General features: G+C 60.2%; 16 protein-coding genes. 5 read left to right on the top strand and 11 right to left on the bottom strand.

What is annotated here, in order from left to right:
* Positions 1-20: 20 nt before the first annotated feature.
* Positions 21-320, top strand: a complete 300-nt coding sequence (locus tag HU755_RS04490) for a helix-turn-helix transcriptional regulator (RefSeq protein WP_186630865.1) — start codon at positions 21-23, stop codon at positions 318-320.
* A gap of 15 nt (positions 321-335) precedes the next feature.
* Here HU755_RS04490 and HU755_RS04485 read toward each other — a convergent pair whose 3' ends face one another.
* Complete coding sequence (locus HU755_RS04485; protein ID WP_186630743.1) at positions 336-1,172, bottom strand: amino acid ABC transporter permease; 837 nt, start codon at positions 1,170-1,172, stop codon at positions 336-338.
* Entirely contained in the window at positions 1,169-1,990 is an 822-nt protein-coding gene (locus HU755_RS04480) for a transporter substrate-binding domain-containing protein (protein WP_186630742.1), read from the bottom strand. Before HU755_RS04480 ends, HU755_RS04485 begins: the two co-directional genes overlap by 4 nt.
* Before the next feature lie 113 nt (positions 1,991-2,103).
* Between HU755_RS04480 and HU755_RS04475 the strand changes: the two genes are divergently transcribed.
* Entirely contained in the window at positions 2,104-3,006 is a 903-nt protein-coding gene (locus HU755_RS04475) for a homocysteine S-methyltransferase family protein (RefSeq protein WP_186630741.1), read from the top strand.
* 125 nt (positions 3,007-3,131) lie between these two features.
* Here the strand turns inward: HU755_RS04475 and HU755_RS04470 are convergent, their stop codons facing one another.
* From HU755_RS04470 to HU755_RS04460, 3 genes are read right to left on the bottom strand one after another with little or no spacing between them, the layout of a single operon-like run.
* On the bottom strand, positions 3,132-3,803 hold the full coding sequence (locus HU755_RS04470) for a GNAT family N-acetyltransferase (protein ID WP_186630740.1): 672 nt from the start codon (positions 3,801-3,803) through the stop codon (positions 3,132-3,134).
* A gap of 10 nt (positions 3,804-3,813) precedes the next feature.
* The gene (locus HU755_RS04465) at positions 3,814-4,260 is read right to left on the bottom strand and encodes a GNAT family N-acetyltransferase (protein WP_186630739.1); all 447 of its coding nucleotides are present in this window, start codon (positions 4,258-4,260) and stop codon (positions 3,814-3,816) included.
* A 12-nt stretch (positions 4,261-4,272) separates the two neighbouring features.
* Complete coding sequence (locus HU755_RS04460; protein WP_186618793.1) at positions 4,273-4,896, bottom strand: FMN-binding negative transcriptional regulator; 624 nt, start codon at positions 4,894-4,896, stop codon at positions 4,273-4,275.
* A 92-nt stretch (positions 4,897-4,988) separates the two neighbouring features.
* On the opposite strand from HU755_RS04460, the gene HU755_RS04455 reads away from it, so the two are divergent.
* The gene (locus HU755_RS04455) at positions 4,989-6,542 is read left to right on the top strand and encodes a PLP-dependent aminotransferase family protein (RefSeq protein ID WP_186630738.1); all 1,554 of its coding nucleotides are present in this window, start codon (positions 4,989-4,991) and stop codon (positions 6,540-6,542) included.
* On the opposite strand, the gene HU755_RS04450 is transcribed toward HU755_RS04455, so the two are convergent.
* The 3 genes from HU755_RS04450 to HU755_RS04440 form a co-directional block, all read right to left on the bottom strand.
* A complete protein-coding gene (locus HU755_RS04450; protein WP_186630737.1) occupies positions 6,499-11,103 on the bottom strand; it encodes a DUF6543 domain-containing protein in 4,605 nt (1,534 codons plus the stop codon). The two genes, HU755_RS04455 and HU755_RS04450, sit on opposite strands and share 44 nt — an antisense overlap.
* 258 nt (positions 11,104-11,361) lie before the next feature.
* Positions 11,362-12,387, bottom strand: a complete 1,026-nt coding sequence (locus HU755_RS04445) for a histone deacetylase family protein (protein WP_186630736.1) — start codon at positions 12,385-12,387, stop codon at positions 11,362-11,364.
* A 257-nt stretch (positions 12,388-12,644) separates the two neighbouring features.
* Entirely contained in the window at positions 12,645-13,640 is a 996-nt protein-coding gene (locus HU755_RS04440) for an AraC family transcriptional regulator (RefSeq protein ID WP_186630735.1), read from the bottom strand.
* A gap of 379 nt (positions 13,641-14,019) precedes the next feature.
* On the opposite strand from HU755_RS04440, the gene HU755_RS04435 reads away from it, so the two are divergent.
* Positions 14,020-14,451, top strand: a complete 432-nt coding sequence (locus HU755_RS04435; RefSeq protein WP_186630734.1) for a hypothetical protein — start codon at positions 14,020-14,022, stop codon at positions 14,449-14,451.
* Between the two features lie 60 nt (positions 14,452-14,511).
* On the opposite strand, the gene HU755_RS04430 is transcribed toward HU755_RS04435, so the two are convergent.
* The 3 genes from HU755_RS04430 to aspA form a co-directional block, all read right to left on the bottom strand.
* Positions 14,512-15,516, bottom strand: coding sequence for an asparaginase (locus HU755_RS04430; RefSeq protein WP_186618787.1), 1,005 nt, complete (start codon positions 15,514-15,516; stop codon positions 14,512-14,514).
* Between the two features lie 170 nt (positions 15,517-15,686).
* Positions 15,687-17,135: a sodium:alanine symporter family protein gene (locus HU755_RS04425; RefSeq protein ID WP_186546139.1), complete on the bottom strand. Its 1,449-nt coding sequence runs from the start codon at positions 17,133-17,135 to the stop codon at positions 15,687-15,689.
* Between the two features lie 552 nt (positions 17,136-17,687).
* Entirely contained in the window at positions 17,688-19,112 is a 1,425-nt protein-coding gene (aspA, locus tag HU755_RS04420; protein ID WP_186546138.1) for an aspartate ammonia-lyase, read from the bottom strand.
* A 180-nt stretch (positions 19,113-19,292) separates the two neighbouring features.
* Between aspA and HU755_RS04415 the strand changes: the two genes are divergently transcribed.
* Entirely contained in the window at positions 19,293-20,201 is a 909-nt protein-coding gene (locus tag HU755_RS04415; protein WP_186546137.1) for a LysR substrate-binding domain-containing protein, read from the top strand.
* The last annotated feature ends 59 nt before the right edge of the window (positions 20,202-20,260 follow it).

Raw genomic sequence — 20,260 nt, 5'->3', positions numbered from 1 at the left:
CCCAAAATCCTGTCGAAGTCATGAAGAGACTGAAATCAGCAAAGGATCTGACCGTTCCCGAGCGCATAGAACTAATCGAGAGCATTCAGCAAGCACTGGCCGAAGGCACTCTGGAAATCGGTGACGCCGTGCGCCGCTTGCGCGTGGAAGTCACTGGTTTGCATCAGACCCAGTTCGCGAGGATGTGCAAGATCTCTGTCCGCACCCTGGTACATATCGAACACGGCGAAGGCAATCAGACCCTGAAATCATTGAACGCCGTGTTCCGCCCATTCGGCATGAAAATGGGCGTTGTGCGGATTCGCCGGGACAACCTTTGAACCGCGTCGCCCCCCTCAGCTGCGCCGCACATACGCCTTGCCGTAGTGCCGCTCCATCCGCGCCTGGATGAGTTCCAGCCCGATCGACATCAGCCAGTAGATGATCGCTGCCGCGGTCAGCATCTCGATGTAGCGATAGCTCGAACGGCCATACGATTGTGCGAGAAACATCACTTCCCAGACGCCCATCACCGAGATCAGCGAGGAGTCCTTGAGCATCGAGATGAACTGGTTGGTGGTCGGCGGAATGATGGTGCGCATCGCTTGGGGCAGGGTGATGCGCCAGAAGATCACACTTTCGCGCAGGCCCAGCGCCAGCGACGCTTCGCGTTGGCCGTGATCGACCCCGACGATGCCGGCGCGGAAGATTTCGCTCAGGTAGGCGCCGTAATTCAGCGACAAGGCAATGATGCCGGCGACAATCGCGCCGGGCACGATGCCCAGTTGCGGCAGGCCGAGGTAGATCAGCAGGATCTGGATCAGCAACGGCGTGCCGCGAAAGAACGAGGTGTAGAAACTGGCGATGCCGAACGCCACGGCGCTGTTCGACAAACGTGCCAGAGCGGTAACAAAGCCCAGCAGTGACGAGGCGACAATCGAGCAGGCACACAGGAACAGCGTCAGCGCTGCACCTTGCAGAAAGCCATTAGGCGCCAGTTTAAGACCGACGAGATTGGGCAGCTTGTCGAGGATGATCGCGAACTTCAGATCGAAGCTCAGAAAAAATCCGGCAAACAGGCAGAACAGCGCGAACCAGGTCAGGTACAGCCGGGTGCGAAAGCCGAACAGCCGTTGCAGGCGTGATTCAGCCACCGGTTGCGGTGGCTGTGGCGGGGGCGGAAAAGAAGTCATCGGCTGATATCGGCGCCGATCCATTTCTGCGAAAGCTTGCTCAGCGTGCCGTCCTGTTTGAGCTGGGCAAACACCTCGCGCACTTTGCCGTCCCACTGTGGATCACCTTTTTCGATGGCCACCGAGTTTGGCTCCGAGTACAGCGGTTCACCGGCCAGTTTGAAACGCTGATCCTGATTCAGGCGTGGCTGCGCGGTGACCAGGTTGGTGAGGATCGCATCCAGCCGCACTCCGGCGCCTAGGCCGAGGTCCTGGAAGGCGACGTTGTCGGTGTCGTAAGGCGCGATCTGCACATCCTCGAACGGATATTGCAGTTGCGTGTCCTCGGCGCCTTCGATGACCAGGTTCTTGTTCAGATAGCTTTCATAGCTGGAGGCGCTGGTCAGGCCGACTTTCATACCGCTCAGGTCTTTGGCGCTGTGAATGCGTTCATCCTTGGCGTTGACCACGATTACCGCTGGCGAGGCGTAGTACTCGACGGGGAAGTCGAACACTTCGGCGCGGGCCTTACTCGGGGTCATCGAGCAAATGCAGATGTCGTAGCGCCCGCTCCAGCGGCCGGCGGCAATCACGTCCCAGGACGGGGTTTCGAGGCGCAACTTGACCCCGAGTTTGTCAGCCACGGCTTTGGCCACGTCGACGTCGAAGCCGTCGAGTTGATTCTGCTCATTGAGAAACGAGAAGGGCGGATAGCTTTCCATCAGCACGCCGACCAGCTCTTTTTTCGCCTCGATGCGATCCAGCGTCGCGCCGCCGAAAGCTTGGGTAGAGGCGGCCAGTATCGTCAGGCCCAGGGCCAATAGCGGTTGGAATTTCACAGTCGATCCCTGTTGAAAAAAGAGGTTGTTATTAACCGAGTGGTGCGTATTAAATAGTTATAAGAACGACTCTGATAGTGAGTTATTTTCATAAGCATATGAGTGAAAAGCATATGGGCGCAGCAGGTACGGTCATTCTTGATGGCGGCATGGGCCGAGAGTTGCAACGCGCGGGTGCGCCGTTCCGCCAGCCCGAGTGGTCGGCATTGGCACTGAGCGAGGCGCCGCAAGCGGTCGAGGCCGTGCATGCCGCCTACATCGCCAGTGGTGCCAACGTGATCACCAGCAACAGCTATGCGGTGGTGCCGTTTCACATTGGCGAGGCACGATTTGCCGCTGAAGGCCAGGCGCTGGCGGCGCTGGCCGGGGAGCTGGCGCAGCGTGCGGTGCAGGCGTCGGGCAAAGCCGTGCGAGTGGCCGGCTCGTTGCCGCCGCTGTTTGGCTCGTACCGTCCGGACCTGTTCGAAGCGGATCGCGTGACCGAGCTGCTGACGCCGCTGGTCCAGGGGCTGGCTCCCCACGTCGATCTATGGCTGGCGGAGACCCAGAGTTCGATCGTCGAGGCGCGCGCCATCCACGCCGGTCTGCCGAAGGATGGCAAGCCATTCTGGCTGTCGTTCACTCTCAAAGATGAAGACACCGATGAAGTACCGCGCTTGCGCTCCGGTGAGCCTGTGGCCGAAGCGGCTGCTGCGGCGGCGGAACTGGGTGTGCAGACGCTGCTGTTCAATTGCAGCCAGCCGGAGGTGATTGGTGCGGCGATTGATGCGGCGCGCGACACTTTCCAGCGTCTTGGGGTGGCTATCAATATTGGCGCTTACGCCAACGCCTTTCCACCACAGCCCAAGGAAGCCACGGCCAACGACGGACTCGATCCGTTGCGCGATGATCTCGATCCGCCAGGTTATCTGCACTGGGCGCTGGACTGGCAACAGCGCGGCGCCAGCCATCTGGGCGGCTGCTGCGGGATCGGGCCGGAACATATTGCGGTGCTGGCGCAAAAACTCGGTAGCTGAGCAAATACAAATCCGAAATGTGGGAGCGGGCTTGCTCGCGAAGGCGGCTGCTCAGTCAGTGTTTGCAGTGACTGACACATCGCTTTCGCGAGCAAGCCCGCTCCCACAGTGGGGTATTGTCAGATTCAGCTACGGCATTCGGCCAGGGTTTTCAGTTGCCCCGACGTGGTCTGATTCGCCTCTGACAGCCAACGCTCAAACCCTGCGCCGATCGCCGGCCACTCCGAATCCAGCATCGAGAACCACGCCGTATCGCGGTTCTGTCCCTTGACCACCATGTGCTGACGGAACACGCCTTCGAAGCTGAAGCCCAGACGCTCGGCGGCGTATCGGGAGCGGGCGTTGCCGTTGTTGCACTTCCATTCCAGCCGACGGTAGCCGAGTTCGAACGCGTACCTGGCCAACAAATACACCGCCTCGGTACTTTTGGGTGAACGCTGCATCGGTGCGCCGAAGGTGACGTGGCCGATTTCGATACGGCCCTGCGCCGGGACAATCGACATCAGGCTGAGAATGCCCTGCACCTGACCCGTAGCGTTGTCGATGACGCTGAAAAAATACGGGTCGCTGTTGGCCGCGTGGTTGTTCAGCCAGGCGTTGAACGTACTGCGCTGGGCGAACGGGCCGTAAGGCAGATAGTCCCAGAGTTTCGGATCAGCGCCGGGGCCTTCGAGGGCGGCGTACAGTTCGTCGGCATGACGCGCCGGATCGAGTTTTTCCAGACGAATGAAGCGGCCCTCGAGCAGGGTGGCGGAAGGGGCGGGTACGCCTTTCCAGTCAGCGAGTGAAGCGGTCATGCGCATCTCCTTAAAGGGCTTTGCGAAACTGAATGAAGCCCGGGCGTTCAGCGATGCGCTCGTAGAGCTGGATCGCCGTGGCGTTGGTTTCGCGCGTCAGCCAATGGACTTTGCAGCAACCATCAGCCTTGGCGGTCGCATAGACATGTTCGATCAGCAGACGACCGACTCCGGTGCCACGCGACTCGGGGACCACCAGCAAATCCTGCAGATAGCAGGAGTTTTCGATGCTCCAGTTCGAGCGGTGATAAATGTAATGCACCATGCCCAGCGCCTTGCCATCGGCCCAGGCCAGCGCCGCATGCGTTGGTTCGGTCGGGTCGAGAAAGCGCTGCCAGGTACTCTCGCTGACGGCCTCCGGCAGGTCGGTGTTGTAGAAGCGCAGGTAGGCCTGCCACAGCGGCAGCCACGCGGCGTGATCAGCGGCACTGACCGTGCGAATGTCGATCCGGGTCATGGTGATTTTTCCTTAGCGCATCAAGCGGGCGAGGGTTTGATCGTGGGCGTCCGGGCTGGCGGCGAGGCCATCACGCACGCCGGCAATGTCGGCGGCGCTGCGGTTCTGGCTGAGCTTGCGCTTGCCCTCGAGACGGTCGATGGGGATGGCGAAACCGACGATGGCTTTGAGCATCCCGTCAATGTAATCGGCCGGCGCGTCGTCGACTGACCAGGGCTGTGCGCGGCCCGCTTCATGGCGGTTGGTCAAGGTGCTGACGATGTCGAGCAGGCGCCCGCCGTCGCTGAAGGTTTCGGCGTGGCCATAGGCATGCACCGCGACATAATTCCAGGTCGGCACGACTTTGCCGTGCTCGGCCTTGCTCGGGTAGAAGCCGGGACTGACGTAGGCGTCGGGGCCAGCGAAAATCAGCATCGCCTCGGCGCCGTCACGCAGGTCTTTCCACTGCGGATTGGCCTTGGCCAGATGCCCGTACAGCGTGCCGTACTCGCCTTGCTCGCAATGCAGCAGCACCGGCACATGGCTGGCTTGCAGACCGTTTTCGCCGTGGCTGACCAGAATGGCCAGGCGCGTGGCGAGGATCAGTTCGTGCAGTTGGGACAACTCTTCGATGGCAAAGGCGCGTGGCGTGTACATGAGCAGATTTTCCTTGGCGAATGCCTGCATCCTAGGCAGGCTATTGGTCTGTTGTAAGAGCCATTGATGGCCAATTTCATAGGTCCATTGCCATGCCTGATTCGCCACCGTTGCCGATGCCCTTCAATCCGGCCGGCATAGCGCTCGATCGCCGACAAGGTTTGAGCCGCCAGCTCTATCAGGCGTTGCGCCTGCGCGTGCTTGATGGACGTCTGGCCAGTGGCACGCGGTTACCGGCCAGTCGTGATCTGGCGGGGGCCCTGGGTATCTCGCGCAACAGTGTCGTACGCGCCTACGATCAGTTATATGCCGAGGGGTTTATCCAGGGGCGTGTCGGCGATGGGACCTACGTTGCTCGATTGACCCCGGCGTTGGTCCCGACGAAAAAATTATCCACAAAACCATCCACAGGTTTGTCAACAGGCTTACCCACAACCTTATCCACAGAATCGCTGGATTTGCCTGTGAATCCATCCAGTAAAGTTATCCACAGTGGCGGTTTTTCCCGCATCGAAAAACACCATTTGCCTCGCCCGCCGAGCGGTCCGCCGCGGGCTTTTCGGGTTGGCGTTCCGGCGTTTGATCTGTTTCCGTTCGAGGTCTGGGCCAAGCTGAATGCGGCTTTCTGGCGCAAACCGGATCTGCAGCAACTCTGTTACGGCGATCCGGCGGGTGATGCGCGACTGCGCACGATGATCGCGGCCTATTTGCGCAGCTCGCGTGGCATGCAATGTGCCGCTGAGCAAATAGTGATCACCAGTGGTGCGCAGCAGGGCATCAGCCTTTGTGCACAGTTGCTGGTCGAGCCGGGAAGCGGCGTGGCAATCGAAAATCCTGGCTACCGTGCGGCAGGTCATGCCTTTGCCGTGGCGGGTGCACGCTTGCATGGGATCCGTGTCGACAGCGAAGGCATCGATTGCAACGAAATGGCTCGCCTCAGCGACTGTCGCGTGGCCTACGTGACGCCCTCCCATCAATACCCGACCGGCGTGGTCATGAGCCTGGCCCGACGCCTGGAGCTGCTCGCCTGGGCCGAGCGCACCGATGGCTGGATCGTCGAAGACGACTATGACGGCGAATACCGCTACACCGGCGCGCCGCTGGCGCCCTTGGCCGCGCTCGACCGGCAGGGACGCGTGCTCTATGTCGGCACCTTCGGCAAGGTGGCGTTCCCGGCGCTGCGCCTCGGCTATCTGGTCTTGCCACCGGGGCTGGTGCATGCGTTTGCGCAACGCCGCGCGGTCGACGTCCGGCATTCGGAAGTCAGTACGCAAGCAGTCATGGCCGAGTTCATGGCCGCCGGGCATTTCCAACGGCATATCCGGCGCATGCGCCGCGCGGCGCTGAGTCGGCGCAATGCGCTGCTTGCCGGTTGGCCGGCGGCGGTTGCCGGTGTGGGCAGTCTTCCCGCGGTCTCGGCCGGACTGCACCTGACCGTGGCGGTGGACAGCATCGAGCGCGAGCAGCAGTTGATCGAACTGGCCGCTCGCGCGGACGTGGAAATCAACGGTTTGAGCAGTTATTGGCTAGCCGACTCGGCGACGCCCCTGTCGCAGCGCGCCGGACTGGTGTTGGGGTTCGCTGCCGTGCCCGAAGCGGCCATCAGCGCTGCACTGGCGCGCCTGCGCCAGGCGTGGCAGGGCTGAAGAACAACGCTTGCGCCAGGGTGCTGTCAATTTTGCTGCGGTAAATTTCGATGAGCTCTTCGTTGCTTTTGCCTTGTTGATAGAACGCTCGGCCCAAACGCCGTTGGGCGGCGGTTTTCATGTGCCCAGCGGTGAACGCACTGACCGCGTCTTCGGCGTTGGCATAATGGAAATGGGCGTACCACAGCACCCCGCCGTCTTTATCGCGGACTTCGTATTCGTCCATATAGTCCCGTCGCGAACCCTTGAGCCGGCGTCGGGTAACGGTCTTGGCGATGCGCACGTCGTTGCGACTTTTCAACCACTGCACCCGAGCGGCCGTCGGCGGCTGTTGCTTGATCAGCTGGATGCGCGCCGCAGTACCTTTTTCATACAGCGCGGTTGCCGCTTCACTGAGCGAATGCCCAAGCCTCTCGGCTGATCCTGTCGAGTCTGCACTTTGGTTCGCTGCGGTCAGTGCCGCATCGATGGCATCGCCAGCGCGGCGTAAACGCGCCGCGTGTTGATGGTAGATTTCTTCGATCTCCACCGGGATCCGCGCGCCTCGCTTGATGTGAGCCTCGTTCTGTCGATAAAACTGCGCTAAGCCGTCCACCAGTGCCGTCGCTGACGCGACGCTTTCTTCGACACTGGGTACGGTCTTGGCAGGCGTCGGAGTCGAGGTGACATGTTCGACCCATTCCCCTGGTGATTTTTCATGAAAGGTGGCGATGACGCCGGTCAGTTGGGTGCGCACCTCGACCAGATCGGTGTCCTCGCCGTTGAGGCTTTTTTTCCGTTCGCCAACCAATGTCCCCTTGAAGCGGGTTTTGATGATCTTTCGGTTCCCTGCCGCTGGTGCTGGCCTGGAGGGACCCGGTAACGGCTCCAGTACGTGCTTGTTGCGCAGCAGGTCGGCGAGCCGTACGTCGCTGCGTGCCTTGAACTCGACCACCCGTTTGCGCACGTGTGCCAACCGCTCGGTGTTGATCTGCTCTGGATATTCTTCGGCGAAGTCGGCGAAGCGTTGATCGACCGCGCTGAATTGTTCGCAAACGTTGCTCAGCGCATCAATCCGTTCACGCAGATCGCTCAGGCTTTCGTCCTCGATGAGGCTCAGCGAACTCTGAATGTTCAGCGCAGCATCTTCGATGAGCTCGGCGAGGACCTTTCTCGCATCGGCATGGGCTGCGGTAGTGCCGGTCTTGAGGCAAATATTTTCCGCAAGGCTGATTTGCAGCAGCTTGAGATCGTGCAACTCGTAGCCCGGCAGTGCCTCGCTGTAGGTAAGACGGACCTCGACGGCTTCCTTCCCCAGTCGTTCCAGTTCTTCGAAGCGTGTCTGGGCGAATTCGATTTTTTCAATGATCTTTTGGGTCTGGTCGGTCGTGACTTCCTGGGCCTGAATGTACGCCTGGTCGTCGGCGCGGGTTCCACTGGCCATCATTGCCATCACCGATTGCAGCTGTTGCTGATACTCCGGGATATTTTGACTCAGCCACTCTTGCCCCAGGAACAGCTGCATCTCCAGCCGCTCGATCATGACCGTACGATAATTGGGAATGGATTCTTCCAGCTGCAATGCCTTGATCTTTTCGATGATCGCCTCGTACGCCTGACTTTGCGAGACGAGGGTAGCCAGGTAGCGTTCGCGTGCCTGCGCACGTGTTGCCGGGAGGGCTGTTTGCAAGGCCTGACGGTCTTCCTGCAGACGTGTTTCCTTGGTTTGCATCGTTTGGTCGAATGCTGTGATGTCGGTTTTCAGTGCCTCGATATGCGTGTTGCGTTTTTCTCTTGCCTTGCGCCGGCGTGCGGACAGCCCGCCACCGCGCAGACGCAAGCGCAGATCGATCACCCACTGCGCACCGCCGGCCCGGCTGAGCAATGGTCCGACACGAGGGGGAGGCTGGCGTGAGTCGATGATCTGCACATCCCCGTGCTCATTGAGCATCACCTCGAACCAACGCTCGCCAACCGGCGCGTACCAGCGCTCTTGATGCGCATGGAGAAAACGATGCGCGCCTGTGCTGGCGGCTGTGCCGAGCGCCTTGGGTTTGTCAATCTTGAAGCGGTCGAGTAAATCGTTGAGCGCCACGGGCGAACGTTTCAATGCCGCGACACCGTTGAGCGATGCTTCATGATTGGCCGACAGCTCCGTGCCGGTGATATCGGGCAAGCGTAGCGGCTCGATGAGTTTTAGCGGTGCTGTCGGGAGTGGCGTCATCTCTTCCGTTATCGTTGCCGGTTTCGACTCGGGTAACGGCCTGTTGCCCACGGCTGCGCGGTGGGCCAGCACCATGCCCAACGCCAGCAGAATGTCGGCGATGGCGCTCCAGGCGACCTTGCCGGGTTGCTGATTGGCCTCGTCGCTGACTTCCTGAAGGTCATCCAGGATCTGCCAGATCCAGGCGGCCGTGCCGACACTGCGCCCGAGAAACGGCAAGGCTGCGTTGAACATTGCCCAGCCGCCACGTTTGAGCGAGGCCCAGCGCGCTTCGGCGTTGGACACTGACTGGCGGTCAGCCTGGGCGATGATGGCCTGGACGTTGGCCTTGTGCAGTGTCGTCAGCACATCGCTTTCGATCGCTGGGGTGCCCAGTGCTACCGGCCCCGACATGTCGAGGGCCGTACTTGGGTTGACGAGCAATTGCGGGATTGTCCAGACCGAAGGCAGGCTGGCCGTGAACACGAACTGGCTGTAGTTGAATCGCGCGTCATCCGGCAGCCAGGCGAGTACCGATTCGCGCAGTTGCCGTGAATGCTCAATGGCATACAGCAGGTTGGCGTGGCTGGGGTACTGCAGCAGCGTCTGCTCGAACAACGGCTGATAGAGCACGCAGGGACCTTTGTCCGTTTCCCGCGGGCCGATGACATACATGTTGGCGACCTTATCGGCCCGCGATGTGCTGCGATGGGCGACGAATGCCAGTTCACGGATGACGATCTCATGGCCATCGACGTGGCGCGCGCCGTGGGTATTGGCCAATGCTGCGACGACATACCGGTAACCCAGCTCATCGATGCCGGCGCGGGCCCGAATCTTGTGTTGCAACGCCAGCAGCGGCAGTTCGATAGCCAACTGGCTGGTGTACAGCGCTTGCAGCGAAGTGGCCTGCCGGATGTCGTCGACCAAGTGCTTTTTCAAGTATGCCGGGTAGGTTTCACCAATGTTGACCGTATTCACCAGCGATTCGACATAGGCCACGGTCATCCAGTCCGGGACGGCGCTGGCGTCTTTGTAGCGGACGGTCTTGTTGCCCAACGGCTGTCCCGCGAGGTTTTGCAGGGCCAGATCCATCAGCGACAGGGATTGGGTCTGGGTATTGCCTGGCCAGACGAACGTGCCCCAGACCTGCAGGCTGGTAATACTGATTTCGATGTCATCAAGGTTTACCTCACTGGCGGTGGGATGGTCCTTGCGTATTTGTTGTGTCAGGGCATCGCGGGTAAACGTTTGCAGGCTGGCCAGTTCGCTCTGAAAGGTCTTGCCGTTGTGTTCATGCTGGACGGTTGTCAGATCCAGCAGATGGCGGCTGTAACGGGTCTGGTCGGCCGCCGGAGCGTTGCTCAGCCAGTCGGGCAGCAACGGGCGCAGGCGCTCGATGTGCGGCTCCAGGCGTGGTGTCGGGCGATCAGGATTGCCGGTTGCGCCGGAATGAGGGAACAGGTTGGAGAGGGTCGAACCCTCGAAAAAATTGATTGCGCCGAGGGCGTCGGCCTCAAGGGCAATCAAGGTGCAGGCCTGATGGTCGAAAAAATGGCCTTGGGGCTCGACCAGGCGCCATTTGAAGCTGGCGCCGGGGGTTCCTTGCCGGAAGCGGCGCGGCAACGCCTTGGCGATGTCCTCCACCGAATCGAAGCGCTGGAAGCCGTTGACCACCGAGTGGGTCACGATCAATGTACGTTTTTCAACCGTCCCGATAATGACCGCCGTATCGAGCATCATCCTGTGACGGCGGTCAGTACCCTCGTCCTGGTCGATGTCGATCAGGCAGGCTCGCGTCTGGTATGGGTCCGCGACTCGCTGAAGCTTGTCCGGGTGGTTGAAAACAGCCTGGGCCATGGCGCACTGGTCGGCATCCCAGCCAAGGCTTGCATCGACATTCCACACATTGCGCAAGGCATCTGACATTTGCTGCCAGCGCGGTTGACCCGGGTAGGTGAAATCGTCCCAGTAGTCAACCTGCTGCTCTTGATAGGCAATGAACAGTAACGGCGCCAGTTCGTTGAGCAGGCAACCGATGGCGGCGATTTTCACCGGCAGATGAATGGGCGAGAGCAGCTCGGCCTCCCGGGCCAGGAAATGTTCGCCATCGATGTAGGTCACGCTGGAGCCAGACAGGGCGAGCCGTACCAGAACGCCGGTCAGGGACTCGATTTGATTGTCTCCGGGGATGACCCGGTCGCCGACGACAACCCAGGCAGGTGTCACCACCAGGGTCAGTTGCGGATCAAGATCAAGTTGCGGATACAGCGTCTCGAGTGCCGGGCGCAGGGTCTTCGAGGCGACCTCGCGCAACGACGGTCCAGTGACCAGTTGGGTTACGACATCAACGGCACTGGGTGTGGGCATTTCGGACATGGGCACTACCTGCTCTGATTGGAGCGCCGGAAGGCGCGGAATCGGAGCAGGCTAAAGCGGCCGTGGAAAGGTCGTGCGGTAGATAAATATCACCGGCCAAAAAAGCCCGTACGCGCGATCACTGTGGCGAGACAGCCCTCGCCACGGTGATCGCGTCATCTTTAAGTGCACCCGTTTTAGACGCGCAGGGTGCGATCTTCGCGTGGGCGCCAGCGCTCAGCATGGCCGCGCACAGCGCCGAGGCGATCAGTCGCTTTTTCATTGTGCAAAACCTTCCAGCACGTTCACCGCGTTGATGCCGATTTCTTCCACCGCATAACCACCCTCCATGACAAACAGCGTCGGCTTGCCAAGGGCGGCGATGCGTTTGCCCATGGCCAGGTAATCCGGGCTGTCGAGTTTGAACTGCGAGATCGGGTCATCCTTGAACGTATCAACACCGAGTGAGACGACGATGACGTCAGCAGCATAGCGGTCGATCTTGTCGCAGGCCCGATCCAGCGCCGCGCTCCACACATCCCAGCCGGAACCGGCCGGCAGCGGATAGTTGAAGTTGAAACCTTCGCCAGCGCCTTCGCCGTGCTCATCGTCATAACCGAGGAAGAACGGAAACTCGGCTTCCGGATGGCCATGGATCGAAGTGAACAGCACATCGCTGCGCTCGTAGAAAATCGACTGAGTGCCGTTGCCGTGGTGGTAGTCGACATCGAGGATCGCAACCTTTTTGTGGCCCTGATCGAGAAAGGCCTGGGCGGCGATGGCGGCGTTGTTGAGGTAGCAATAACCGCCCATCAAATCGCTGGCGGCGTGGTGCCCCGGCGGACGGCACAGGGCGAAGGCACTGTGTGCACCGGCCTGGACGTGCGCTTGCGCGGTCAGTGCCACCTGCGCCGCGCTGTATGCCGCTTGCCAGGTGCCGGCGGTGATCGGCGCGCCGCCGTCGAAGCTGTAATAGCCGAGCTGGCCATGCAGGCTGGTCGGCTTGATCGCCCGCAGAGTACGCGCCGGCCAGGTGTAGGGCAGCAAGTCACCGTCGGTGTTGAACGCGCTCCAGCGATCCCACGCGCCTTTGAAAAATTCCAGATAGTCGCGGCTGTGAATGCGTGCGATTGGTTCCAGACCGAAGTCCTTTGGCGCCTGGACCGCACCGAGGTTCTGCTGCTGTACGCGTTGCAGCACATGGTCGGCGCGCGAAGGCATCTCGAAACACGGTTTGAGCTGGCCATCGATGAGTTCACAGCGGCCATGGTGCAGGTGGTGATCATCTGAGTAGATCGTCAGCATTTGTTGTTCTCCGCAAGGCTGATTCGGTTGACCTCAGTGTTGCGGCGCACGGCGAATCGGAGAACGTCGGGAGCGGCCAAAAGGGGATTGATATGGCCAAAACCTGTGACCGCAATTCGCCCCTCGTTGACGCAGGCTGAGGGGTGAAATACGAACCCTTGTGGGAGTGAGCCTGCTCGCGATAGCGGTCTGTCAGCCAACAAAAATGTTGGCTGATAAATGGCTATCGCGAGCAGGCTCACTCCTGCAAAGGGATATCAATGCGGGCGAAACTGACTCGGCGCCACACCACTCCAGCGCACAAACGCATGCCGGAAACTCGCCGTCTCGCTGAAACCCAGCGTCTCGGCAATCCTGTAGATCGGCAACTGATCCTCACACAACATCTGCTTGGCCCGCTCGAAGCGCAGCTCATCGAGCAGTTCCTGATAACTGCTGCCCATGTCTTTCAGACGTCGGCGCAAGGTACGCGGCGAGCATTTCATCTGCTGCGCCAAACCTTCCAGCCCCGGCGCGGCATTCAATTGCGCGCCGAGCAACTGCCGAATCCGCCCCAGCCAGGCCTGGCGCCCGGTGAATTCCAGATTCTGCTTGCGGCAGCGCTCAGCCATGGCTTGATGGGTAATGGCGTCGGCCAGTGGTAACGGTTGATCCAGCCAGTGACGGTCAAAGGCGAATGCGTTGTCTTTGGCCGAAAAGTGCAAGGGCGAGTCGAAGGGGTCGGCATAGCTGTCCCGGTAGTCCGGCGCGGCATGTTCGAAACGCGTGGCGCGTAGCGGCAGCGGATGGCCGAGCAAGTCGTCACAGATGACTTTCAGCGAGACCAGGCAAAATTCGGCATTGAACACGGCCATGGCCGGGCTTTCGCGATAATCGGCGGCGACGAACCAGACCTGTTCGCCAGCGTCTTCCAGACTCAGTTCGAAAAGTGTTCCCAACAGCGCCGGATAGCGGATCGCCAGACGCAAAGCGTCACCGAAGGTGGCACAGGTCAGCAGTGCATATCCGAGCATGCCGTAACAGGACACGTGCATGCGCCGGCCCAGTTCGAGGCCGATGTCACGCTTGAGTGCGACGGCGTTGGTGCAGACCTGCATTTCCTGATGGGTGGTGATACGCGTGTCGGCACGCTGCAGATCCGCCGCTACGATGCCGCTGCCGGCCAATAGCGCCTCGCTCGACAGGCCTTCGGCCTTGAACGTGTTGAGGATCAGCGAGACGGCGTTGAGGGTGGTGAGGTGGGAGTGCAGCATAAAAAGTTTCCGGCCATGGACGATAAAGCTCAGCAATTTATGTGCCGTACACCTCGATTGATGACTTAAAGATTAGATCAGAAATTTTTTGATACTAAGCAGGGAATAATGCGTTAAGCATTGTTTGTTTTTTTTTAGTTGTTTTTTGGGGCTTTGTATTCGTTGGGCACGGCCTTGTGCATGTCAATCTTAAATTCCAGAATCGGTTAGTGTCTACTGTTAGAAATTACAGGTTTTGAGCGATTTTTTAACCGCTTGTCGTATATATTTATTTGTATATTTGTTTTTTGACAGTGCGCTAAGTTGGGTCTAGGTTGCATTGCGTGGCGAGAAATTATTTGACACGGACTTTAACTTAATGAGCTGGAAGGAGGTTTATATGGGTGAGTTAAATTCGAGCCAATATACGAAGGAATTCTTCGAGGGGATCAAGAAGGCAAGTGAGGGCCAACTCAAAGTTAAAGTAGGTGGTGTCGCGCAGACGTTTCCGGTTAGCCGCGCTGAAGTGCGCGCAAACGATATTGTTATGGAATTCGATATGAGTGGCGGGAATCCGGACTTTAATCGCATGATTTATATTGTTATTAAAAAGTCCGAGTTGAGCCGGAAAGTGGTTTTCACCGCGCCGGGTGAACCCGTCTATTTCTTGTTCCAGAATGCTACGCAAGAGTGGTTGGCAGCAAGTGGCTGGATCAGTGTTGAGTGGCAGGAAGGCAGTAAGAAAATCGAAGGTTTGCTGGATGACATCCAGGGTGAGCGGGATGAGGGTTCCAAACTTGCCAGCGGCGAATTCTGGGTGACATTGAGTTGATCTTTCAAACCTTCCTGCAAACAGTTTTGCAGGAAGGTTTGATTTTATTGCCAACGCTGATCAGAGGCGTTCCCCGCAAAGGTCAAGCTCGATAAGTCGGCGCACTTCTTGTATTTCAAGCTCAGCACCCAGCAATCCATGTAGCTTGCCGAACGCTGTCTCGCGAGTCATGCCACCACCGGACAACACACCCACGCCGCGCAAACGGCTACCGGCCTCGTAAACATCCAGTTCCACGCCACCTTCATGGCACTGCGTGACCGCGACCACCACCACGCCGCTATCCCGCGCGCGGGCGAGGCTGGCGAGGAATTGCGGGTTGTCGCTTGGCCCGGTACCGCTGCCGTAACATTCCAGCACCAGGCCTTGAATGCCACTGTCGAGCAGGCCGTCGAGGATTTCGGCACTGATGCCGGGGAACAGCGGCAGCACCGCGACGTTCGCCAGTTGCCTGGGCTGGTTGTAGTTCAGAGAGGCAGGGATCGAAGCGGCTTTCGCTCCGCCGCCCTGACGCTCCAGGCGTTGGAACGGATGGCGGCCGAAGCTGCGCACTTTCGCGCAGCGGGTCGGGTCCAGCAACTCACCGTGAAAATACAGATGCACACCCGGTGCAAGGCCCTGACCGAGAGCAACCAGCGCGCCGCTGAGGTTTTCCCAGGCGTCGCTGTCGGTCACGCCCGCCGGCAACATCGAGCCGGTGAAACACACCCGGGCATGCAGGCCGAGCAACTGGAAGCTCATCGCGGCCGCGCTGTAGGCCAGCGTGTCGGTGCCGTGCAGGATCAGCACGCTGTCGCAGCCCTGTACGTCAACGGCATCGACCACCGCTTCGCGCAGTTGCTGCCAATAGGCCGGGGTCATGTTGGCGCTGTCGATCAGCGGCGACATCTCGCGGAAACGCCACTGCGGCACGACGAGTTCAGGCTGGCTGTGCAGATAGTCGCGCATCCGTGTTTCGAAACCGGACGCCGGAGCCAGACCGTTGGCGCTGGCCTGCATGCCGATGGTGCCACCGGTGTAGAGCACCATGACGTGTTGAGCGGCGGGATAGGAATTGGCAATCATCTGAGATCTCCACAAGAGATGACGTTGTAGGAGTGAGCCTGCTCGCGATGGCGGTTCATCATTCAACATTGATGTTGGCTGAAAGGTAGCTATCGCGAACAGGCTCGCTCCTACAAGTTATTGCACCACAATAACCGACGGGCGCAGGGGATGCGCCCGCCATTTACCTGTCAGCGTTGCGCAGCAGGTACGCCTTGCGGCGCAGTTTCAGTGTTGCCCTCAACTGCCGGCGGGTTGACCGGCCAGGCGTTGCGATCCAGATCGAGATCGGCGAATTTGCTGGAATCGAACACTGGCTGTTTGACGCCGGCGCGGCGCTGCTCGTCGTAGTCACGCATCACGCGCAGGCCGACCTTGAACAGCATGGCCAGGGCCACCAGGTTGACGAAGGCCAGGCAGGTCATGGTGATGTCGGCAAAGGCGAACACAGTCGACAAGTCCTGCATCGAACCCCATACCACCAGCGCCAGCACCAGGCCGCGGAAAAGCATCAGCAGGGCGCGGTTGCGGCTGAGGAACTGCAAGCTGTTCTCGCCCAGATAGTAGTTGTAGAGAATGCAGGTGAAGACGAACAGCGACAGCGCGACGCTGACGAACATGCGACCCCAGTCACCGACCACGGCGGCGAGCGAGTTCTGGGTCAGGACAATGCCGTCACCTTCGAAGCCTGGCGTATAGAAGCCCGACAACAGGATCAGCAGCGCGGTGCAGGTGCAGATCACGAAAGTGTCGAGGAACACACTGAAAGCCTGGACCACGCCCTGCGCGCCCGGGTGTTTCACGGCGGCCACGGCGGCGACGTTCGGCGCACTGCCCAGACCCGCTTCGTTGGCGAACACGCCACGCTTCACGCCCATGACAATGGCGCTGCCGAGCAGACCGGCAAAGGCCGGGTCGAGGCCGAAGGCGCTCTTGAAGATGGTCTCCAGCATGGCAGGCACGTGTTCGATCTGGGTGCCGATCACGTACAGGGTCACGCCGATATAGGCCAGCGTCTTGATCGGTACCAGCAGATCGGACACCGAGGCGATGCGCTTGATGCCGCCGATGAAGGTGATGGCCAGCAGCACCGCCAGGACAATGCCGGTGTGCTGTGGGTTGAAGTCAAAGGCGTTCTGCAGCGAGTGAGTCACGGTGTAGGACTGCAGGCCAATGAAGGCGAAGCCGTAAGTGACCAGCAGCAGAACGGAGAACACTATTGCCATGCCCTTGAGCTTGAGGCCGTGCTGGATGTAGTAGGCCGGGCCGCCGCGGTACAGGCCGTCGCCATCGGCGCGCTTGTAGACCTGAGCCAGGGTGCATTCGAAGAAGCTGCTGGACATGCCGACCAGCGCGGTCACCCACATCCAGAACACCGCACCCGGACCACCGAGGGTCACGGCGATGCCGACACCGGCGATGTTGCCGGCACCGACGCGGCCGGCGAGGCTGAGCATCAAGGCCTGGAACGAGCTGAGCTGTCCGGCGCTGCCTTTGAGGCTGTCGCGGAAAACCGCGAACATGTGGAAGAAATGCCGCAATTGAACGAAACGCGAGCGAATCGTGAAGTAGCTACCGAGCCCGACAATGAGCACGATCAGTACTTTCCCTGAGAGGAAGTCGTTGATGACTTCGAGCATGGATTTTTCCTCGCTGTTTTTTGTGGGTGCAAATGCTGGATCGGAGAAACATCGTGTTACACCGGTCTGCGCGCGGCACGACGGGTGAGGCGAAGGTTTCGTCCCGGATCCATATCGCGGGTTTTGTTATTAGTTCGGGTTTCGCATGGGTTATGGCCTCGTTACCGACGACCGCTCACGCGAAGAGGGGCGGCACTATACCGATCAGTGGCGCGCCCGTCTGCACGGTTGTGGTGCAAGCGACGAAACGAAGCTTTGAAACACCTTGTGGCGAGGGGATTTATCCCCGTTCGGCTGCGAAGCAGTCGTAAACCGTTGCACGCGGTGTTTCTGATACATCCTTATTCCTGGTATCGGGGCCGCTTCGCGACCCAACGGGGATAAATCCCCTCGCCACAAGGGTTCACCTCCATATTGTTCAGTCCTCTACATTCGGGTCTCAGGATCAAACGGTTAAAAAAAAGGGCTCGGGGACAAAATCCCCAAGCCCTCAAAAGGTGAGAGGTGTCTAGTCCCTCGACCTGGTGAGCGGTGCTACAAGTGCGCGTCGGTTCAGGCTTTGAGCGGAACCAGGCGCGGGGCAATCATGTTTTCCGGGCGCAGGATGTCGGCGAGCATGGCTTCGTCGAGCAGGCCTTCTTCGCGCACCAGTTCCAGCACGCCGCGGCCGCTTTCAAGGGCGAGGCCGGCGATGCGCGTGGCGTTTTTGTAGCCGATGTACGGGTTCAGTGCGGTGACCAGACCGATCGAATGTTCGACCAGTTCACGGCAGCGCGCTTCGTTGGCGGTGATGCCGACGATGCAGTGTTCGCGCAGCATGTCCATGGCGCGTTGCAGCAGGCGGATCGAGTCGAAGATCTTGAAGGCGATCAGCGGCTCCATCACGTTCAGTTGCAGCTGACCGCCTTCGGCGGCCATGGTCAGCGCCAGATCGTTGCCGATGACCTGGAAGGCCACCTGGTTGACGGCTTCTGGAATCACCGGGTTGACCTTGCCGGGCATGATCGAACTGCCTGGCTGACGCGCCGGCAAGTTGATTTCGTTGATGCCGGTACGTGGGCCGCTGGACAGCAGGCGCAGGTCGTTGCAGATCTTCGATAGCTTGACCGCGGTGCGCTTGAGCATGCCGGAGAACAGCACGAAGGCGCCCATGTCGGAGGTCGCTTCGATCAGGTCGGCCGCCGGCACCAGCGGTTGACCGCTGATCAGCGCCAGACGCTGAACCGCCAGCGCCTGATAACGCGGATCGGCGTTGATGCCGGTGCCGATCGCGGTGCCGCCCAGGTTCACTTCGGTCAGCAGTTCCGGAGCCAGTGTCTTCAGACGCGCGAGGTCTTCGCCCATGGTGGTGGCGAACGCGCGGAACTCCTGGCCGAGGGTCATCGGCACGGCGTCTTGCAGTTGGGTACGGCCCATTTTCAGGACGTGGTCGAACTCTTTCCCCTTGGCCGCGAACGCCTGGATCAGGCTGTCGAGGCTGGCCAGCAGGGTGTCGTGACCCAGCAACAGACCCAGACGGATCGCGGTCGGGTAGGCGTCGTTGGTCGACTGCGCCATGTTCACGTCGTCGTTCGGGTGCAGGTACTGGTACTCGCCTTTCTGGTGACCCATGGCTTCGAGAGCAATGTTGGCGATCACTTCGTTGGCGTTCATGTTGGTGGACGTACCGGCGCCACCCTGAATCATGTCGACCACGAACTCTTCGTGGTAATCACCGCGGATCAATCGTGCACAGGCTTCGCTGATGGCAGCGTGCTTGGCTTCGCTCAGATGGCCCAACTCACGGTTGGCGTCAGCGGCGGCCTGTTTGACCATCGCCAGGCCGACAACCAGTTTCGGGTAGTGCGAAATCGGAACGCCGGAGAGGCGGAAGTTGTTCACCGCTCGCAGGGTCTGGATGCCGTAATACGCTTGAGCGGGTACTTCGAGGGCGCCAAGCAGGTCGGTTTCTGTGCGGAAAGATGCAGCGGAGGACATGATAGAAATCATCTCGATAAGGACCCGGTCTGTGCCGGAACGCTGCGAATGCTAGGCTTGTAGGAATTTTTGGGCCAATGCTGTTCAGCACTGCCCTATGCACATTCGGCATAATGCCGATGTGACGCCGCCTGTGCGGCAGACGTGTGACCTGTTTTGGTGCGTGTCCGGGAGGACGTGATGAATCTGGAAAGCAAATGGCTCGAGGACTTCAGTGCTCTGGCTGCCACTCGCAGCTTCTCGCAGGCCGCCGAACGACGCTTCGTGACTCAGCCGGCGTTCAGTCGGCGGATCCGCAGCCTTGAAGCGGCGCTGGGCCTGACGCTGGTCAACCGCTCGCGCACGCCCGTCGAACTGACGGCGGCGGGGCAGTTGTTTCTGGTTACCGCGCGCACCGTGGTCGAACAACTTGGTGAAGTGCTGCGCCACCTGCATCATCTGGAAGGCGGGCAGGGCGAAGTGATGCAAGTCGCTGCGGCTCACTCGCTCGCGCTGGGTTTCTTTCCCCGCTGGATCGCCCAGTTGCGCAACGAAGGGTTGAACATCGCCACGCGACTGGTGGCAACCAACGTCGGCGACGCCGTGCATGCACTGCGTGAGGGTGGTTGCGATCTGATGCTGGCGTTCTACGACCCCGATGCGGCGATGCAGATGGACCCGGAGATCTTCCCGTCGCTGCATTTGGGCCAGACCGAAATGCTCCCGGTGTGCGCGGCGGATGCCGAGGGCAAACCGCTGTTCGATCTGGAAGGTGACGCCAGCGTGCCGTTGCTTGCCTACAGCGCCGGGGCGTTTCTCGGCCGCTCGGTCAATGGTTTGCTGCGTCAGCGCCAGTTGCGTTTCACCACGGTCTACGAAACGGCCATGGCCGACAGCCTGAAAAGCATGGCGCTGGAAGGCCTGGGCATTGCCTGGGTGCCGCAGCTGAGCGTACGTGCCGAACTGGCGCGCGGCGAACTGGTGGTGTGTGGTGGCCCGCAATGGCATGTGCCGCTGGAGATTCGTCTTTACCGCTGCGCATTGGTGCGCAAGGCAAACGTGCGGTTGCTGTGGCGCAAGCTTGAAGGTGGTGCTGCACAATCCTCCTGACCCACCACAAATCCACTGTAGGAGTGAGCCTGCTCCCGATGGCGGTGTGTCAGTCACAG

It is taken from the genome of Pseudomonas sp. SWRI111 (genome assembly GCF_014268555.1).
Classification (GTDB): domain Bacteria; phylum Pseudomonadota; class Gammaproteobacteria; order Pseudomonadales; family Pseudomonadaceae; genus Aquipseudomonas; species Aquipseudomonas hamedanensis.
Note: the sequence above shows the minus strand (reverse complement) of the source record. Positions and strands in the feature narration are given on the sequence as shown.

What these genes read in the sequence shown, in the direction of transcription:
- HU755_RS04490 (WP_186630865.1), top strand. Translation starts at nt 21, where the DNA reads ATGAAGAGACTGAAATCAGCAAAGGATCTGACCGTTCCCGAGCGCATA.
- HU755_RS04485 (WP_186630743.1), bottom strand. Translation starts at nt 1,172, where the DNA reads ATGACTTCTTTTCCGCCCCCGCCACAGCCACCGCAACCGGTGGCTGAA.
- HU755_RS04475 (WP_186630741.1), top strand. Translation starts at nt 2,104, where the DNA reads ATGGGCGCAGCAGGTACGGTCATTCTTGATGGCGGCATGGGCCGAGAG.
- HU755_RS04470 (WP_186630740.1), bottom strand. Translation starts at nt 3,803, where the DNA reads ATGACCGCTTCACTCGCTGACTGGAAAGGCGTACCCGCCCCTTCCGCC.
- HU755_RS04465 (WP_186630739.1), bottom strand. Translation starts at nt 4,260, where the DNA reads ATGACCCGGATCGACATTCGCACGGTCAGTGCCGCTGATCACGCCGCG.
- HU755_RS04460 (WP_186618793.1), bottom strand. Translation starts at nt 4,896, where the DNA reads ATGTACACGCCACGCGCCTTTGCCATCGAAGAGTTGTCCCAACTGCAC.
- HU755_RS04455 (WP_186630738.1), top strand. Translation starts at nt 4,989, where the DNA reads ATGCCTGATTCGCCACCGTTGCCGATGCCCTTCAATCCGGCCGGCATA.
- HU755_RS04450 (WP_186630737.1), bottom strand. Translation starts at nt 11,103, where the DNA reads ATGTCCGAAATGCCCACACCCAGTGCCGTTGATGTCGTAACCCAACTG.
- HU755_RS04445 (WP_186630736.1), bottom strand. Translation starts at nt 12,387, where the DNA reads ATGCTGACGATCTACTCAGATGATCACCACCTGCACCATGGCCGCTGT.
- HU755_RS04440 (WP_186630735.1), bottom strand. Translation starts at nt 13,640, where the DNA reads ATGCTGCACTCCCACCTCACCACCCTCAACGCCGTCTCGCTGATCCTC.
- HU755_RS04435 (WP_186630734.1), top strand. Translation starts at nt 14,020, where the DNA reads ATGGGTGAGTTAAATTCGAGCCAATATACGAAGGAATTCTTCGAGGGG.
- HU755_RS04430 (WP_186618787.1), bottom strand. Translation starts at nt 15,516, where the DNA reads ATGATTGCCAATTCCTATCCCGCCGCTCAACACGTCATGGTGCTCTAC.
- HU755_RS04425 (WP_186546139.1), bottom strand. Translation starts at nt 17,135, where the DNA reads ATGCTCGAAGTCATCAACGACTTCCTCTCAGGGAAAGTACTGATCGTG.
- aspA (WP_186546138.1), bottom strand. Translation starts at nt 19,112, where the DNA reads ATGTCCTCCGCTGCATCTTTCCGCACAGAAACCGACCTGCTTGGCGCC.
- HU755_RS04415 (WP_186546137.1), top strand. Translation starts at nt 19,293, where the DNA reads ATGAATCTGGAAAGCAAATGGCTCGAGGACTTCAGTGCTCTGGCTGCC.